Raw genomic sequence first — 16,234 nt, forward strand, 5'->3', positions numbered from 1 at the left:
GGCGCCGAAGCGCCCCGCAAACTCCTTGGAAAAACCTATCTCGCGAGCGGCCGCGGCACGCCGCCAAAGGGCTGCACCACGCCGTTGACCTCGATGAACAGGCCGCTGGCGTTCGCGAAGATGCGGCCCACCTGCGTGCCACCGCTGCTGAGCACCGCTTCGCCCGAGCCGCCGGTGAAGGCGCCCGCGGGGGAGAACGTCAGCTCGTAGAAGCCTGTGGCCGCGTAGTTCACGCCGTCCACCGCGAAGCGCAGGTCGTTGTAGGTCACCCGCGTGCGCAGCGGCATCGTGTTGCTGCCGGTGGTCACCGACACGAAGGCGACGTTGCCGCTGGCAAAGGTGGCCGTCAGGCTGCTCAGCTCGTTGCGCAGGGTCGCGCCGCTGGCCAGCGTGAGCGTCACGTTGGCCGTGGTCTGGCCGCCGGAGACGCTGCTGGCGACGGTGGCAGTGGCGCTGCCGTTGGCGGTGAGGTCGCTCTGGGCATCGCCCGTGGCGGGGCTGCGCACCCGCACATTGCTCACCGTGGAGGTGGCGCTGCCGTTGGCCGGCTCGAACCCGCTGAAGCTGTAGTTCACCGAGGTCGATCCGCTGTAGAGCAGGCCGTCGCCGGTGTTGCAGCTGGTGGCCGTGGCGGCGAGCGTGCCGGAGGCGGGCAACGCGGTGCCGGGGGCGGGCAGGGCAGCGCCGTTGAAGGTGGCGCTCAGGGTTCCCGCGCTGCACACGCTCGCGGCGCTGACGAAGGCGGCGGTGTCCTCGTCCACCACCAGCATCGGCAGGCTGGCCGCTTCGTAGAAGTTGAAGCTGAGGCTCATCAGCCGCATCAGCGCCATCTTCTGCTCGGTGCTGCCGTCATTGGTCACCGTGAGGGTGGCGCTGCGGCTGGTCACGCTGCCCTGGCTGTTGCTCACCACCACGCTGTAGGTGGCGCCGTTGTCGCCGGCCACGAGCGTGGGCGTGGTGTAGCTGGCGCTGGTGGCGCCGGCGATCGGGCTGCCGTTGCGCTGCCACTGGTAGGTGGGCGCGGGGCTGCCGGTGGCCAGCACGATGAAGCTGGTGGTGTCACCCACGGCCGCGGTGCGGTCCGCCGGCTGCGTGGTGATCTGCGGCGCGGCCAGCACCGGCGGCGTCACCGTCAGCGTGACGCTGTTGCTCAGCACGCTGCCCACCGCATTGGTGACACGCACCTGGAAGTGCGCGCCGCTGTCGGCCAGCGTGGTGGCCGGCGTGGTGTAGACCGCGCCGATCGCACCGGCGATGGCGGTGCCGTCGCGCAGCCACTGGTACGACAGCGGCCCGGTGCCGTCGGCCGCGACGAAGAAGCTGGCCGTCGCGCCCGCCGCCACGCTCAAGGACTCGGGCTGGGCGATGACGCTGGGCGCGACCGGTGCGGTCACCGTGAGCACGGCACCGTTGCTGGTGACGTTGCCGACGGCGTTGCTGACGATGACGCGGTAGGTGCCGGCATCGCCGGGGGTCACCGAAGTGAGCAGCAGCACGTCGTACACCGCGCCGGGAATGTCCACGCCGTTGCGCTGCCACTGGTAGCGCAGCGGGCGGGTGCCGCTGGCCACCACGGAGAAGAAGGCGTAGGTGCCCTGTGCCGCGCTGGTGCCCACCGGCGGCTCCACGATGGTGGGAGCGAAGGGCGTGGTGTCCAGAACCAGGCAGTCGGTCAGCGTGATGTCGGTGTTGGACGGGCCGACCACCACGGCATTCGAGTTGCGGTCCAGCTCGGCCCACACGCTGGCGCGGCTGGCCTTGCGGATGGCCACGCGGAAACGGCCCTGGTCGTCGGTGGTGTCATAGGCCGAGCCGGAGTAGTCGATGCCCTGCGACACCACGCGGGCGCCTTGCACGCGCTGGCCCGCGGGTGTGGCGACGCAGCCGTTCACGTAGATCGTGTCCTGCGGCATGTCCGCATTCCAGTACGTGAAGTGCGAGACCTGGCCCTCGTAGTAGGCGTTCGGCGCACTGCCGGTGAGCGTGGCGCTGCCCTCCTGCACCCAGCGGCCGGCGGCTTCGTCGAAGTAGTACAGCGGGATGCTCTGCGGCGGGTTGGCCGTGCGCGAAGCCAGCGGGATGCGGATGGTGGCCTGGCTGCCGGCCTTGAGCTGCAGCGCATTGCCGGCCGCGTCCTGCAGCTTGACCTTGATGGCGCCGAAGCTCTGGATGCGCGAGCCGTCGGCCACCGTGTAGTCGCCCGGCATGGTCTGCGGGTCCGCGCCGGGGTCGATCGGCGTGACGGAGGCGCTGACGTTGCCGCTGGCGGCGGCGCCGGTGGCCGCGTTCACCAGGCTGGCGGCAGGCAGCTCGACCCGCGCGCTGGAGCCGGCGGCGGTCACGACGCCGGCCTGTGCCGCGTCGAAGCTCACCGCGGCGGCTTCGCGCACGAGGCGTGCCACGGCCTGGCGGGTGGCGCCCTTGGCCACCGGGGTGGACACCAGCGCATCCACATAACCGGCCGCCTGCACGCGCACCACGGCGCGCTCGCTGGCCGGCACGTCGGCCAGCGTGTAGCTGCCGTCGGCGGCGCTCTGGGTGCTGGCGCTGCCGATGGACACGGTGGCACCGGCCACGGGTGACGAGTCAGCGCTGGCCAGCACGCGGCCGGTGACGCTGCCCTTCTCGGCCACGGCCGGCGGGTCGTCGCCGCCACCGCCGCCGCAGCCGCTCAAGCTGGCCGCAATGGCCAGGACGAACAGCGCAAACAACGCCATGGCGTAGCTGCGCAAGAATCCGCTCTTCATTCTTTGCTCCCTCTCTGATCAAAAACCCGCATCGGGCACCGGTGGCGCCAGCCGCCATGGAATCGCAGCCCGCTCTCCGTTCACTCTCCGCAGCCTCCGGCCCACCCGACGCGATGCATCTCGAGGTCTTCCTGCTCGGCCGTTTCGAGGTGCGCTGCAACGGTGTTCCGGTCACGGCGTGGGGGCGCGCCGGAGCCAAGCGCCTGTTCAAGCTGCTCGCGCTGGCGCCGCAGCACGCGCTCCCGCCGTCTCGCCTGGCCGCCGCCCTGTGGCCCAACGACTACGGCGAGCGGGTGCGGCAGCGCCTGCACCACCAGGTCTACCTGCTGCGGGGCGCGCTCGATGTTCGCGGCACCGGCAGCGCGGCGGTGTTCCACGACGAGGGCCTGGTGCGGCTGGCCGCTGGCGCCATCACGCTCGACGTGCGGGCTTTCGACGCCGCGGCCGAAGCGGCGCTGCGCGCGGGCGACGAGGCAGCGCTCACCGCGGCGCTCGGCTTGTATGGCGGGCCGCTGCTGCCGGGCGACATCGACGATGCGGAGTTCGACGCGCAGCGCCTGGCGCTGGAGCTGCGCCACGCCGAGCTGTTGCGCGTGCTGTCGCAGCGGCAGGCCAAGCGCGGCGCCTTGCAGGACGCGATGGGCAGCCTGCAGCAGGTGCTGCAGCGCCTGCCGGCCGACGAAGCGGCGCACCGCGAACTGATCGGCCTGCATGCCGCGCTGGGCCGCCGCGACGATGCGGAGCGCCAGTACGCGGCCTGCAAGACCGCGCTGTCGGCCGAGCTGGGGGTGGCGCCCAGTGCCGCGACCCACCAGGCCTACCGCGCCGCGATGCTGCAGGAGCCCGCGGGCGCCGAGCCGGCCGCGCTGCCACCGTCGGCCGAACGCTGGCTGGCGCCGGTGCCGCTGGTGCCGCTGATCGGGCGCGACACGCTGGCTCAGCGGCTGGGCGCCCGGCTGGCAGAGCCCGGCACGCGGCTGGTCACCCTGGTGGGCGCCGGCGGGCTGGGCAAGACCCAGCTCGCGCTGCGCGTGGCCCATGAGCTGCAGGGGCGATACCGCCACGGCGCCTGTTTCGTCTCGCTGGCCGAGGTGGACGGCGACGGCGTGGCCGACCGGTTGCGCCGTGCATTGCGCCTGGCCGAGCCGCTGACCGAGGACTCGCTGGACAGCCTGGCGGAGCGCCTGCGCGACCGCCAGCTGCTGCTGGTGTGCGACAACTGCGAACATGTGGCCGACCGGCTGGGTTTGCTCACAGCGCTGCTGGAACGTGCGCCCTTGCTCACCGTGCTGGCCACCAGCCGGCGCCGGCTCAACCTGCGGGCCGAGCAGGTGGTGGAGGTGCCGCCGCTGGCCGCCACCGACGACGAGGCGGTGCGCCTGTTCGCCGAGCGGGCGCACGCGGCGTCGCCCCGCTTCGTGCTGGACGCTGCCAACATCGCTGACGTGCGGGCCATCGTCGGGCAGCTCCAGGGCGTGCCGCTGGCCATCGAACTCGTGGCCGCGCGCGTGGGGCTCATGCCACCCGCGGCCTTGCGGCAGGCGCTCGCGCACAGCGAGGCGGTGGCTGCCGGCGGCGGGCCTGACCGGCCCGAGCGCCACCGCTCCACCCAGGCCTCGCTGGCCTGGAGCCACCAGTTGCTCACGCCGGTGGAGCGGGCGGTGCTGGAGCGCGCGGCGCTGTTCGTGGCGCCGTTCGAGCTGGCCTGCCTGGCCGCGCTGTGTGTCGATGTGCCCTGCGACATCGCCCAGGTGGTGCAGGCGCTGGGCGACCTCGGCTTGCTGGCTCGCGCGGCGCAGCACGACCCGGCCGCGCCGCCACGCTGGCAGGAGCTGCCCGGCACGCGCGCCTTCCTGCGCGGGGAGGCGGAGCGTGACAACGGCAGCGCAGGCGTTGGCATCCCCGGCGCCTCGCCATGGCTGCTGCGCCGCTTCGCAGCCTGGTACGCCGCACTGGCACAGCGCCTGGCGGCCGGCCTGGCCGCGGCGGATGCCGGGCCCGCGCTCGCTGCCTTCGATGCCGAGCATGACAACTTCTTCGCTGCCCTGGCAGCCGCCGACGCCGTGGACGATGCGGAACTGCTGTGCCGCGCCGTGCAGGGCCTCGCACCTTACTGGAGCCGCACCGGCGCGTGGCAGCGCGCCCAGCCGTGGATAGAGCGCGCTGAAGCGGCCGCCGCGTCGCTGCCGCCAGCCGACCAGCCCACCTTGCTGCTGGCGATTGCCGGCTACTGGCATGACGCCCATCACCACCGGCGTGCCCACGCCTGGGCCGGCCGGGCGGCCACGCGGGCGCGGGAGCGCGGCGACCTGGCGCTGCAGGCGCAGGCCATGTTGCGGCTGTCCTCCTCGGCCTATCACCTCGGTGCATCGCACACGGTGATCGGCGAGCTGGAAGCCCTGCGCGCGGCCTTGCGCGATCCGGCCCATGCGGCGCTGCGCCGCTCGGCGCTCAACAACGTGGGCAACGGCTATCTTTGCGCTGGCGACCTCGCGCGCGCCAGCGCCGCCTGGGTCGCCTGCGACGCGGAGCTGCCCGCCGGCACCAGCCAGGCGCGCGTGGCCTACGTGCACAACCTCGCCTTGGTGGCGCACTACGAAGGCCGGCACGCGCAGGCGCTGGCCTTGCTGGACGACGCGCTGCGCCACGAACACGCCGGCGTGCCGCGCGCCGCGCGCCTGCTGCTCATCCACCTGCGGCGCTGCTGGATGGCCTGCTGCATCGGCCAGGCGGACGAAGCCGCCCGCGCGCTCACGCAGGCGGGCACGGCGGCCGGCCAGGCGCGGCTGCCCGGCTGGCAGCTCGCGTGTGCGGCCCACGAGGGCAAGCTGGCGCTGGTGTCCGGCCAGGGTGAACGCGCGCTGGCCCTGCTCACGCGGGCCGCGGAACGGCGCGACGACCTGGCCGACCCGTGGGATGGGCTGGACCTGTTGCTGTGGCTGTTTCGCGCGCAATCCATGGCCGACCGACCCGCGCGCAGCGGCGCATCCGACGCCGCGCGCCGCACGCTGGCCGCGCTGGTGCTGGAGTTCGGCGGCAGCTGGCGGCTGGAACAGGTGCGCACCCTGGAAGCGGCGGCCGGCTGGCTGCTGCGCGCCGATGCCGCCGAAGCGGCCGGCCGCGCCTGGCAGCAGGCCCAGGCGGCGCGCCGCGCACAAGGGCTGCGCCGCTTTCCGGTGGAGGAGGCCACCGCGCGCCGCACCGCGGCCGGCCTGCGCAGCCGGCTCGGCAGCGCCGGCCTGGCCGCCTGCGCCGCTCCGGTGGACGAGCTCGGGCCGCTGCAGTGGCTGCAGCCCTGGCTGGAGTGAAGGCGCCTACGACGCGTTGACGATGCCGGCGGCCACGTGGCCCGAGGGCACGTGCAGCGCGGCGCTTTCGATGTGGCCGGTCTGGTCGTCGAAGAAGAAGTCGGGCTCGAACTCGCGCAGGAACTCGCCCTTGGCCAGGCCGCCGAGGAACATGGCCTCATCGACCTCGATGTGCCAGTCCATCAAGGTGCGGATCGCGCGTTCGTGCGCCGGCGCGCTGCGTGCGGTGACCAGCGCGGTGCGCAGCCGCATGTCGGCGCCGGACGCCAGCTGGAGCTGGTGCAGCGCCTGCAGCAGCGGCTTGAAGGGGCCGGCGGCCAGCGGCGTGTCCGCTTGCTCCCGTTCGTGCGCCTGGAAGGCCTCCAGCCCGGCGCGCTGGAACACCTGCTCCGCCTCGTCGGAGAACAGCACCGCGTCGCCGTCGAAGGCAATGCGCACTTCGTTCGGATGCGCCGCCGAGGCGCGCGCCGAATGCGGATACACCCGCGCCGCCGGCACACCGGCCTGCAGTGCCGAGCGCACGTCGGGTTCGTTGGTGGAGAGGAACAGGTGGGCCTTCAGCGGCTTGAGGTAACGCCATGGGCTGGTGCCGCGGGTGAACACGCCGCGCTCGATCGGCAGGCCGAAATGCTGCGCGGAGCGGAACACCCGCATGCCCGACACCGGGTCGTTGCGCGACAGGATCACTACCTCCACCAGCGGCTCATGCGCATTGAAGGCGAGCAGCTTGTTCACCAGCGAAAACGCCACTCCCGGGCGGGCCGGGCTGTCCAGCCGCTGCAATTGCAGCTGCATGTAGGCCCGGTCGTCGCTGGCTTCGAAGACCTGGTTCTCTTCCTCGAAGTCGAACAGGGCGCGGGACGAGATGGCGACGACGAGGCGTCCGGCAAGCGAAGCGGGCATGCGCCGCATGATATGCGGCGCATGCCCGCTTCGCGGGCGAAATGAGGCTTCCCCAGCCCCCTCCAGGACGAGGTCCAGCCAGTGGGGGGAGCCGCCCGGTGGGCGGTTCAGTGCACGAAGCCGATGGCGGACTTCTTGGCCGAAGGATCCGGCAGGTCGCGCACCTCGACCGCGCCGCGGCCGTCCAGCTTGGCATTGCCGAAGGCCGTCATCCAGGCGCGGCGCATCTCGCGCGGCGCCAGCTCGGCCATGCGCTCCAGGATCGCCTCGGACGGCTCCGGGTCGAATCGGCGGCCCCAGTCGTGCGCGCCGCGGATGCTGGCATACAGCCGGCGCGCGATGGCACGGGCGGCATCCGCATCGGGCATCTGCACCTCGAACACGTTCATGCGGTTGAGGATGGGTTCCGGGATGCTGCGTTCGTCATTGGCGGTGGCCACCCAGATCACCTGGCTGGCGTCGATGGCCACCTCGGCGAACTCGTCGGTGAAGCTGCCGGCCGTGTCCACCTCGAGCAGGCTGTACAGCGAGCCCAGTGGATCGTAGGCATGTTCGCCACGCGCCTTGTCGATCTCGTCGACCACCATCACCGGGTTGGCGTACTGGCCATCGACCAATGTCTCGAACACCTTGCCGGGGCGTGCGCCTTTCCACTGGCTGGACGCACCGGACAGCACCCAGCCCGCAGTGAGCGAACTCATGGAGACGAAGCCCAGACCGGTGCCCAGCAACTGGGCCACCTCGCGCGCGAAATGGGTCTTGCCCACACCCGGGGGCCCCAGCAGCAGCATGGGCGTGATCTCGAGTGCGTCGCGGCTGTCCTGGCACAGCGCCAGCTGGCGCTTCACGTCGTCCAGCACCGCATGGAAGTTGGGCAGCTCGTCATAGAGGTGCTCCATCACCGGCAGGCCCGAGGGCTTGACCTGGAAGCGCTCCGGCCCCTTCTCGATCATGCGCTCGTAGGTCGCGCGCAGGCCTTCATGTTCCTTGGGCGGCAGCTTGCCGAGCCGGCGCTCCACCTCGTCGACCCGGTACACATTGCGCATGTTGGCGATCGGAATCCCGCCCCGCCGGCTCACCGGCACCAGTTCCGTCGATGCGCTGCTCATGACGACCTCCATGTACTCACCAGTCACGTCGATTCCAACAAAGACCCCAGGCGACCAGCCACGGATAAGGGCGGTGAACCCAGCGCTATTGCCGATGAATTTGCCATGGGCCCGCAGAGGCCTACAAGCCGTTCAAAGCAACCCTTGTGCCCATCCGCGGATTAGTCCCGCGCACCGGCAGTCGCCCTGATCGAGTGCTGCCATCAAAGCAAGCGGCGCAAGGACCTGCCCCACGGGACAGGCCGCAGGTCAGAAGCCGTGCCGGGCAAGGGCCTTGTCCCTCGGGACAGGCCGCGGGCCAGGGGAGCACCGGTGGAGGCGGGAGCGACACGCGGACGGGTTGCCCGGCCGTGTGTCGCAGCCCCCACGGGGGGCGGCCGCCCGTTGGCCGGGGGCCAACTACTTCACCCAGGTGTTCAGCTGGATGATGGGGAGCAGTACTGCGAGCACGATCAGCATCACGACCAGGCCCATCGCCACGATCAGCAAGGGCTCCAGGATGGTGGCCACGGCCAGCGAACGGCGCTGCACTTCGGCGCCCAGCTGGCGTGCCGCGCGTTCCAGCATCAGCGGCAGCTGGCCGGTCTGTTCACCGAGCCGGGCGAACATCGCCAGCAGGCCGGGAAAGCGCTTCTTGCCTGCGAGCGCGGAGGCCAGCGGCGCGCCTTCGCGCACCTGCACCAGCGCGTCCATCGCGTCCACCCGCATGGACCGGTTGGACAGCGTTTCCGCTGCCGCCTGCAGCGCCTTCAGGATGGGCACGCCGGCACCGGCCAGCATCGCCAAGGTGCCGGCGAAGCGCGCCGCGTTGTAGCCGCGTGCCAGGCGCCCCAGCAGCGGCAGTTTGAGGAAGCCGGCGTCGAAGCGCTCGCGGAAGGCTTCGTTGCGCAGCGAATACAGCAGGCTCACCACGCCGATGACGATGAGCCCCAGCATCAGCCAGCCATAGTCGCGGATGAAGGCACTGATGGCCAGCATGGCGACCGTGAGGCCCGGCAACGCGCGCTTGCTGCTGCTGAACACCGAGGCCACCTGCGGCACCACGTAGGTGACCAGGAAGATCACGATCACCACCGCGATGATCGACACGATCGCGGGGTAGAGCGTGGCACCGATCAGCTTGGCCCGCAGCGCCTGGCGCTCCTCCAGGTCGTCGGCCAGCCGCTCCAGCACGCCACCCAGTGCGCCGCTTTGTTCACCGGCGGCCACCACCGCGCGGTACACGTCGTCGAACTCGCGCGGCGCGCTCGCGAGCGCGCGCGCAAACGGCGAACCGGCGTTCACCTCGCTCTTCAAGTGCGCGATCAGCTCGCGCTGGCGCGGCTCTTCCGATTCGTCGGCCAGAGCGGTGAGCGCGCGTTCCAGCGGCAGGCCGGAACCCACCAGGCCGGCCAGCTGCCGGGTCCACACCGTGAGCGTGGTGGTGCTGAACACCCGCCGGCCGAAACGCGACAGCCCGCCTTCGGACGCAGTGCCGGCGGCGACCTGCGTCACCTGCAGCGGCACCAGCGCCTGCGAGCGCAGTTGGGCGCGCGCGGCCTTGGCGTTGTCGGCCTCCAGCAGGCCGGACCTGGCCTTGCCTCCGGCGGTGAGGGCTTCGAACTTGAACGCAGGCATCGGGGCAGCTCAGCAGAGTACGGTCATTCGCGGGTGACGCGCATGACTTCTTCAGGTGAAGTGATGCCTTCGGCCACCAGCCGTTCGCCGTCCTCGCGCATGGAGCGCAGGCCGGCCGCTTCGGCCGCCACGAAGAGCTGGCTCTCGGCGGCGCGCGAATGGATCAGCGAACGCACCTTGTCGTCCGCCACCATCAGCTCGTACACGCCGGTGCGGCCCTTGTAGCCGATGTTGGCGCAGGCAGGGCAGCCCACCGGGTGGTAGCGCCCGCGCGCATCGGCGCGTTTGCACACCGGGCAGAGCTTGCGCACCAGGCGCTGGGCCAGCACGCCCAGCAGCGAGGACGACAGCAGGAAGGGCTCCACGCCCATGTCGGTGAGGCGGGTGACGGCGCTGGGCGCATCGTTGGTGTGCAAGGTGGCGAGCACCAGGTGCCCGGTGAGCGAGGCCTGGATCGCGATCTGCGCGGTTTCGAAGTCGCGGATCTCACCAATCATGATCACGTCCGGATCCTGGCGCAGGATGGCGCGCAGCGCCTTCGCGAAGGTGAGGTCGATCTTCGCGTTCACCTGCGTCTGGCCGATGCCGGGCAGCTCGTATTCGATCGGGTCTTCCACGGTCAGCACGTTGGTGGTGCTGGTGTCCACGGTCTGCAGCCCGGCGTACAAGGTGGTGGTCTTGCCCGAGCCGGTGGGGCCGGTCACCAGCACGATGCCGTGCGGCTGCTGGAGCAGGCGGGCGAACGACGAGAGTGCGGTGCCGCTCATGCCCAGGCTCTCGAGCGTGAACTTCGAATCGCTCTTGTCCAGCAGGCGCAGCACCGCGCGCTCGCCGTGGGCGGAGGGCAGGGTGGACACACGCACGTCAATCGCGCGGCCGCCGATGCGCAGGGAGATGCGGCCGTCCTGCGGCAGGCGCTTCTCGGCGATGTCCAGCTCGGCCATGATCTTCAGGCGCGAGATCAGCGCCGCATGCAACGCGCGGTTGGGCTGCACCACCTCGCGCAGGGTGCCGTCGACGCGGAAGCGCACCGACGAACTGCGCTCGTAGGGTTCGATGTGGATGTCGCTCGCGCCATCCTTCGCGGCCTGCGTGAGCAGCGCATTGAGCATGCGGATGATGGGCGCGTCGTTGGCCGCCTCCAGCAGGTCCTCCACCGCAGGCAGGTCCTGCATCATGCGGCTCAGGTCCACCGCGCTTTCCACCTCGCCCACCACCGCCGCGGCGCTGCCTTCGCCGCCGGAGTAGGCAGCGGCGATGCGCTGCTCCAGCGTGGCAGCGGGTTCGCGTTCGAAGCTCTTCACGTCGTACACGCGCAGCACTTCGGACAGCGCCGACATTGGCGTGGCTTCACCGGCCCACAGCGTGAGCTGCGCGCCGTCGTCTTCGAGCAGCACGGTGTGCGCCTTGGCGAAGGCGTAGGGCAGGGGATGGCGGGCGCCCATGATGACAACCTGTCAGTTCGGTGTGCCGGACGGGACGGCGGGAGTGGTTGGTGCCGTCCGCACCGGTGCGGGTTCCTTGGTCGGCAGGCCGGTGCTGCCGGTCATCGGTTTGCCGGGCGCGGCATTGGGTTGCGCCGGCAGGATGGGCGCCTGGTTCACCGGAACGAGCACGCGAGGCTCCGGCTGCGTGTCGGTCTGCAGGTTGCGGATCAGGTCGTACCGGTCCATCGACAGCTTGGTGCTGGCTTCCTGGGTGCGCATCACCACCGGACGCAGGAACACCATCAGGTTGGTCTTGCGGCGCGAGCGGTTCTCGCTGCGGAACAGGCCACCCACCAACGGGATGTCGCCAAGCAGCGGCACCTTGGATTTGGTGTCGGTGTAGTTGTCCTCGATCAGGCCGCCCAGCACCAGGATCTCACCGTCATCCACCACCACCGTGGACTCGATGGAGCGTTTGGAGGTGGAGGGGCCGGCGTTCTGCGTGCCGGCCGCTGGTGCCACCACGGCGGACGATTCCTGGAAGATCGTCATGCGCACGGTGTTGCCTTCGCCGATCTGCGGCCGGATGCGCAGCGTGAGGCCGACGTCCTTGCGCTCCACCGTCTGGAACGGGTTGGTGGCGCCCGAGCCCGTGCCGGTGTTGGTGAACGAGCCGGTGACGAAAGGCACGTTCTGGCCGACCACGATCTTGGCTTCTTCGTTGTCCAGCGTCACCAGGTTGGGCGTGGAGAGGATGTTGGCGCCGGTGTTCGATTCGAGTGCGCGGGCCAGCACCCCCAGGGTGTAGCGGCTGCCGATCTGGTGGGCGACGCCGAAGTTGATGCCTTGCAGCGCTGTTTCGTCCGCGGTGGCCAGGCCGGTGATGCCCTGCGCCAGCAGCTTGCTTGCACCCAGGATGCTGGTGACGCCGCTGCCGAAGTTGGTGCCCAGGCCGATGATGTTGGTGTCCCCCTTGTTGCCCGAGATGCCCTGCCACTGCAGGCCGAGCTCGGCGGCGCGGTCGGCGTCCACCTCCACGATCAGGGCTTCGACGTACACCTGCGCGCGGCGCGAATCGAGCTGGTCGATCACTGCGCGCACCTGCCGGTACAGCGGCTCCGGCGCGGTGATGATGAGCGAGTTGGTCGCGGGATCGGCCTGCACGAAGCCACCCGTGGACGGGCTGGCGGAAGCCGCCAGCGGCGCAGTGGCCGCGGTGGACGCGGTGCCACCGGCCGAATTGCTACCCAGCGAGGTGACGTTCGCAGAAGGGTTCTGTCCGCCAAAACCACCGCTGCTGCCGCCGCCACCCAACGCGCTGCTGCCCCCGCTTCCGCTGCCGCCGCTCCCACCCGCAAACGCGGCGCGTAGCACCGTCGCCAGCTTCGCTGCATCGGCGTTGCGCAGGTACACCACATAGATGTTGCCCGCCGGGCCGGCGCTGCCCATCGGCCGGTCCAGCTTCTCGATCAGGTTGCGGATCACCGACAGCTTGGCCTGGTTGCCCGCGCGCACGATCAGCGAGTTGCTGCGCGTGTCGGCAATGACGGACGAGCCGCCCGGCGTGGCGATGCCCGGCACGCCGGGCGCGCCGACGAAGCCGCCGGTGCTGCCGCCTTCGGCCAGCCGCTGCACCAGCGGCGCCAGGTCCGCCGCCACCGCGTGCTGCAGCGGGACCACTTCCACGTCGGTGGACGCCGGCGTGTCCATCGCCGCGATGATGCGGGAGATGCGCTGCAGGTTGTCGGCGTAGTCGGTGACCACCAGGGTGTTGTTGCCCGGGTTGGCGTTGATGGTGTTGTTGGGGCTGATCAAGGGCCGCAGCACGGTGACCAGGTTGTTGGCGTTTTCGTGGTTGAGGCGGAACACCTGGGTGACGATCTGGTCGCCGCGCAGCACCGGCGCCCCCACCGACACGGTGCCCGCCTGCAGCTTGGCATCGGCTTCCGGCACCACCTTCAGCAGGCCGGTGTTTTCCACCACGGTGAAACCCAGCCCGCGCAGCGCCGCCAGGTAGTTGAGGTAAGCCTCGCGCACCGACAGCGGCTGCTCGCTGTACACGGTGATGGTGCCGCGCACGCGCGGGTCCACGATGATCGGCCGGTCCAGCATCGCGCCCATGGCGCGCGACACCGCCTCGATGTCCGCGTTGACGAAGTTCAGCGTCACCGGCGTGCGGGAGCGGTTGGCCGCCGCGCGCCCGGTGGCACTTTGGCGCGGCGCCGTGTCGTCTTCGGTCTGGGCCTGCAGTGGCAAGCTGGCGAGCAGCACGCTCGTGGCCAACGCGGTGCAGGTGAACGCCTTGGCGCGTTCGGCGCGGCGGCGCCGTGCTGGCGTGGAGAGGAGGCGCTCGTTCATGGTCATCCGATCGATATGAGCGACAGCGCACCCTGGCGCCGTCCGATGATGTTCAACAGGTTGTTCAAGGCGGCTTCGCTGCCCGGCGCGGCACGGGCGTCACCGCGGAATCGCACCTTCCCGGCCGTCCATTGGCCGGCCCCGTTGAGCTGCAGTCCGCCGTCCAGCGTGCTGAGGTTGATCTGCGTGGCCGCGCTCGGGCTGGCCGCGCCCACCAGCGACAGCCGGTAGCTGCCCAGCGTGTCCAGCGTGGACAGGCGCGAGGACGCGCCCAGCAACAGCAGGTCGGCCTGGCCGCTCATGTGCCAGCGGCCCTGCGCCGATTCGAGCGTGAAGCCCGGTGTGGCGAGCTTGAGCACGCCGCCCAATTGCAAGGTGTTCCAGGGTGTGCCCAGCCCGGCCAGCCAGGCTGCGGGCCATTGCGCCACCGCGCCGCCGGCTTGCGCCGTGCCGGGCGGCACCAGCTCGATCTGCATGCGGCCGAACCCCGGCCGGATGCGCACGGCCACTTCGCCGTTCAGGCAGCAAGCCTGCCTCAGCTTGAGCTCCAGGCCGGCACCACGCAGGCCCAGGTCCCACGCGAATCGGCCGGGAAGGGCGCTGGCGTCGCGGCTGCCAGGGCCGCCGGTGAGCACCAGCACCGCGCTGCCGTTCCAGACCGTACCGCGCGCTTCGGTCAGCAGCAGCCGGCTGTCGGTGGCCGACGCGACGCTGCGCGCCAGCCAGCCGGCGGGCGCAAAGGCCACCAGGCCGTACAGCACGCCGGCAAGCACGCCCCAACCGCCCCAGCGGGAAGCCGCACTGCGGGTGCGCTGCCAGGCAAGCTCCGCGAGCGTGGACTCGGCAAAGCCGGTGCGCGCGAAGCGCTTGCGCCGCTTGGGCAGCCAGTTCAGCGTGTCGCGGAACGACCTCATGATCCGGCGCCTCCGAGCTGCAGCACCAGCGTGCCGTTGTAGCCGGTGCCGACGCGGTTGAGCTGGGCTTCCACCGGCCGTGCGCGGGCGCCGTTGCGGGCGTCGGCCAGCCAGCTGCGCAGCTGTTCGCCGCTCACACCGGTGAGGGTGAGCACGGCACGGTCGCCCTGCACCGACAGCCGGGCGCGTTCGCCCAGCCGATCGGTGGCGGCCTTGAGCGCGATGGCGGACTGGGCCGACGACAGCGGCGTGGCATTGCGCAGCTCGCGGCCTTCGGCCGCCAGGCGCTGCATCTCCTGCAACTGGGTGTCCAGCCGGTCCAGGCGTGCCGGTGCTGCGCGCACCGTGCTCAGCGCGGGCTGCACCAGCACCAGCCACAGCACGAACAAGGCCAGCACGCTGCCGCCGGCGGCCACCAGGCGGCGCTCACGCAGCGCCATGGCCTGCCAGCGCGCTCGCAGTGGTGCCTGCCAGGCGGTGACGGAGGGTGGCAGGGCCAGGCGGCGCATGTTCATGTGGTTCCCCGGCTGGCGCGGCTGACGGTGAGCCGGCCGGCGTCGAACTCCACCTGCCAGCCCGCCGGCTGCAGCTGGTTGCGGAATTGCGCCACCTGCTCCGGCGTCCAGCCGGTGGCCGACACGGTGAGGCGGCCGGGCTCGAAGCGCAAGGTGTCTGCGGGCGGCCGGTCCGCCGGCCAGGCCGACGCGGCGGCGGCCAGCAGCACCTCGATGTCGTTGTCACCCGGTTTCCCGGCTGCGGCACGCAGGTTCTCGGTTTCGCGCCGCATCTGCACCGGCGGGTCGATCACCGCCCGCACGTTGGGATAGGTGCTGCGCAGCAGCTCGGAGGCGGCCTGCTGCTTGGCGGTGACCGCGCTGTTGAGGTGCCAGGCCCACAAGTTCAGGCCAAGGAGGTTGAGCGCCACCAACCCCACCAGGCCCCAGCGCACCGGCCGCCAGCCAGGACTGAGAAAACGCAGCCAGGCGTCGCGCACCGCGCGCGTGCCACGGTGGCGCGCCGCCAGGTCGAACTGGCGCAGGTTCCACAAGGAGCGCGTGGCCTGGAGGGCACGTTGTTCGGCCGACAGCACCATCACGGGGGCACCCAGCCAGCGCTCGGCCTGGGCCGCGACGGCCGGCGTGGCGCTCCAGCGTGCGGGCTGGGCCGTCTGCGACGGCAGCAGCGCGCGCGCCAGCGTGCCCTGCAGGCGCAGGCAAGCCACGCCATTCGCGTCGGACCACACCAGCGTCATCTGGTCGGTGCTGGCGCCGTCCTCTCCCGCGCCTTCGGCAAAGTGGCCCTGCGGCACGTCGTCCGGCCAGGCAGCCGGCACCACGCGCTCGACGCTGCGGTTGGCCTTCTCCAGCGCGGCCAGCTGTGCCGCCAGCCACGGCCGGTGCACGGCGGCCACCCAGGTGGGCTGGCCGGCTGAAGCGCCTGGCGCGGTGGCCAGGTGCGTGAGCTCCGGCTCCTCGAGCAGCGCCTCCTCCATCACCCCGACCAGTGCCGCGCGCATGCGCGCGCCGGGCGCCTTGGGCAAGGTGATGCGATGCCAGCCCACATCGCAGTCGGGCAGCACGGCCACCACGCTGTCTGCGCGCGGCAGCAGCGCCGGCGCACAGCGGCCCTGGGTACCGATGGCCAGCCCGTCCGGGCTCAGCACGTAGCTGAATTCCCCGGACGCCGAGGCGCCGCCCCGCGGACGCGGCGGTATCAGGACGACAAGAATCGACATAAGTGGGGCAGGCTACCGTCTTTGGCCGGGTGCGGCAATGATGTATCCATGTAAATCAAAGACTTAGGCTTTGTTTTTGTAGCGTCTTCACAGCATTGTGACGGCAGGGGCGGCAC

The 16,234-nt window shown here is 71.3% G+C and carries 10 protein-coding genes; 1 reads left to right on the forward strand and 9 read right to left on the reverse strand.

What is annotated here, in order from left to right; genetic code table 11:
* Positions 1-35: 35 nt before the first annotated feature.
* Positions 36-2,747, reverse strand: a complete 2,712-nt coding sequence (locus VPH43_RS22970) for an immunoglobulin domain-containing protein (protein ID WP_328580100.1) — start codon at positions 2,745-2,747, stop codon at positions 36-38.
* A gap of 113 nt (positions 2,748-2,860) precedes the next feature.
* On the opposite strand from VPH43_RS22970, the gene VPH43_RS22975 reads away from it, so the two are divergent.
* Entirely contained in the window at positions 2,861-6,055 is a 3,195-nt protein-coding gene (locus VPH43_RS22975; protein WP_328580101.1) for an ATP-binding protein, read from the forward strand.
* Positions 6,056-6,061: 6 nt separating this feature from the next.
* Here the strand turns inward: VPH43_RS22975 and VPH43_RS22980 are convergent, their stop codons facing one another.
* From VPH43_RS22980 to gspL, 8 genes are all read right to left on the reverse strand, one after another.
* On the reverse strand, positions 6,062-6,958 hold the full coding sequence (locus tag VPH43_RS22980; protein ID WP_328580102.1) for a 5'-nucleotidase: 897 nt from the start codon (positions 6,956-6,958) through the stop codon (positions 6,062-6,064).
* Between the two features lie 107 nt (positions 6,959-7,065).
* Positions 7,066-8,067, reverse strand: a complete 1,002-nt coding sequence (locus tag VPH43_RS22985; RefSeq protein ID WP_328580103.1) for an AAA family ATPase — start codon at positions 8,065-8,067, stop codon at positions 7,066-7,068.
* Positions 8,068-8,466: 399 nt separating this feature from the next.
* A complete protein-coding gene (gene gspF / locus VPH43_RS22990) occupies positions 8,467-9,684 on the reverse strand; it encodes a type II secretion system inner membrane protein GspF (RefSeq protein WP_328580104.1) in 1,218 nt (405 codons plus the stop codon).
* A gap of 23 nt (positions 9,685-9,707) precedes the next feature.
* Positions 9,708-11,129, reverse strand: a complete 1,422-nt coding sequence (gene gspE / locus VPH43_RS22995) for a type II secretion system ATPase GspE (protein ID WP_328580105.1) — start codon at positions 11,127-11,129, stop codon at positions 9,708-9,710.
* 12 nt (positions 11,130-11,141) lie between these two features.
* On the reverse strand, positions 11,142-13,469 hold the full coding sequence (gspD, locus tag VPH43_RS23000) for a type II secretion system secretin GspD (protein WP_328580106.1): 2,328 nt from the start codon (positions 13,467-13,469) through the stop codon (positions 11,142-11,144).
* Positions 13,470-13,471: 2 nt separating this feature from the next.
* A complete protein-coding gene (gspN, locus tag VPH43_RS23005) occupies positions 13,472-14,383 on the reverse strand; it encodes a type II secretion system protein N (protein WP_328580107.1) in 912 nt (303 codons plus the stop codon).
* Positions 14,380-14,898 carry a type II secretion system protein GspM gene (gene gspM, locus VPH43_RS23010; RefSeq protein WP_328580108.1) on the reverse strand — a complete coding sequence of 173 codons (519 nt, stop codon included), beginning with the start codon at positions 14,896-14,898 and terminating at the stop codon, positions 14,380-14,382. The genes gspN and gspM overlap by 4 nt, the downstream gene beginning before the upstream one ends.
* The gene (gspL, locus tag VPH43_RS23015) at positions 14,895-16,118 is read right to left on the reverse strand and encodes a type II secretion system protein GspL (RefSeq protein WP_328580109.1); all 1,224 of its coding nucleotides are present in this window, start codon (positions 16,116-16,118) and stop codon (positions 14,895-14,897) included. Before gspL ends, gspM begins: the two co-directional genes overlap by 4 nt.
* Positions 16,119-16,234 lie beyond the last annotated feature (116 nt).

Source organism: Ideonella sp. BN130291, assembly GCF_036231905.1.
Lineage (GTDB): Bacteria > Pseudomonadota > Gammaproteobacteria > Burkholderiales > Burkholderiaceae_C > CAMLIZ01.

Bases quoted from the DNA above. Each gene is read 5' to 3' on its own strand.
- VPH43_RS22970 (WP_328580100.1), bottom strand. From the start codon at position 2,747: ATGAAGAGCGGATTCTTGCGCAGCTACGCCATGGCGTTGTTTGCGCTG.
- VPH43_RS22975 (WP_328580101.1), top strand. From the start codon at position 2,861: ATGCATCTCGAGGTCTTCCTGCTCGGCCGTTTCGAGGTGCGCTGCAAC.
- VPH43_RS22980 (WP_328580102.1), bottom strand. From the start codon at position 6,958: ATGCCCGCTTCGCTTGCCGGACGCCTCGTCGTCGCCATCTCGTCCCGC.
- VPH43_RS22985 (WP_328580103.1), bottom strand. From the start codon at position 8,067: ATGAGCAGCGCATCGACGGAACTGGTGCCGGTGAGCCGGCGGGGCGGG.
- gspF (WP_328580104.1), bottom strand. From the start codon at position 9,684: ATGCCTGCGTTCAAGTTCGAAGCCCTCACCGCCGGAGGCAAGGCCAGG.
- gspE (WP_328580105.1), bottom strand. From the start codon at position 11,129: ATGGGCGCCCGCCATCCCCTGCCCTACGCCTTCGCCAAGGCGCACACC.
- gspD (WP_328580106.1), bottom strand. From the start codon at position 13,469: ATGAACGAGCGCCTCCTCTCCACGCCAGCACGGCGCCGCCGCGCCGAA.
- gspN (WP_328580107.1), bottom strand. From the start codon at position 14,383: ATGAGGTCGTTCCGCGACACGCTGAACTGGCTGCCCAAGCGGCGCAAG.
- gspM (WP_328580108.1), bottom strand. From the start codon at position 14,898: ATGAACATGCGCCGCCTGGCCCTGCCACCCTCCGTCACCGCCTGGCAG.
- gspL (WP_328580109.1), bottom strand. From the start codon at position 16,118: ATGTCGATTCTTGTCGTCCTGATACCGCCGCGTCCGCGGGGCGGCGCC.